The sequence below is a fragment of the Vibrio sp. 10N.222.48.A3 genome (assembly GCF_041475345.1).
In the GTDB taxonomy this organism is placed as follows: Bacteria; Pseudomonadota; Gammaproteobacteria; order Enterobacterales; family Vibrionaceae; genus Vibrio; species Vibrio tasmaniensis_A.
Genome location: NZ_JBFRVX010001063.1, coordinates 1190 through 1760, shown reverse-complemented (window position 1 = coordinate 1760; position 571 = coordinate 1190). Strand labels below are relative to the sequence as shown.

The window sequence follows — 571 nt, the reverse complement described above, 5'->3', positions numbered from 1 at the left end:
ATCTGCTCTTCAGTTAGTGGCAAGCCATGTGGTACTTGCGGTCCTTGGCTCTCTTTACGGATAAAGCGCTTAACCATACGGTCTTCAAGCGAGTGGAAACTGATAACAGAGATACGACCTTGAGGAGCTAGAATGCTTGCCGCGCCTTTCAGTGCTGTATCGATCTCTTCTAGTTCACTGTTAATGTAGATACGGAATGCTTGGAAAGCACGTGTTGCTGGGTGTTTTTTCTCTTTGAAGCTTTTTGGAGCGACATCAGAGATAAGCTTAGCCAACTGGCCAGTGCGCGTTAGCGGTTCGTTCTCTTCATTCTCTTGATAAGCAATGATGCCTTTCGCGATACGACGAGCGTGTTTGTCTTCACCGAACTCACGAATAACCCATGTGATGTCATCAAGATCCGCTTCAACTAACCACTGAGAAACAGGAATCCCCGTTGTTGGGTCCATACGCATATCAAGCGGGCCATCTTTCATAAAGCTAAAGCCACGTTCAGCATCATCCAGCTGTGGTGAAGAGACACCTAAATCCAGCAATACGCCATCCACTTGACCGACTAAGTCATAACGCT

The 571-nt window shown here is 47.1% G+C and carries 1 protein-coding gene; it reads right to left on the bottom strand.

Going from position 1 to position 571, the window contains the following annotated elements:
• Window positions 1-571: 16S rRNA (cytosine(1402)-N(4))-methyltransferase RsmH (rsmH, locus tag AB4653_RS23630; RefSeq protein WP_372105464.1), on the bottom strand; the 571-nt coding region annotated here is incomplete at both ends.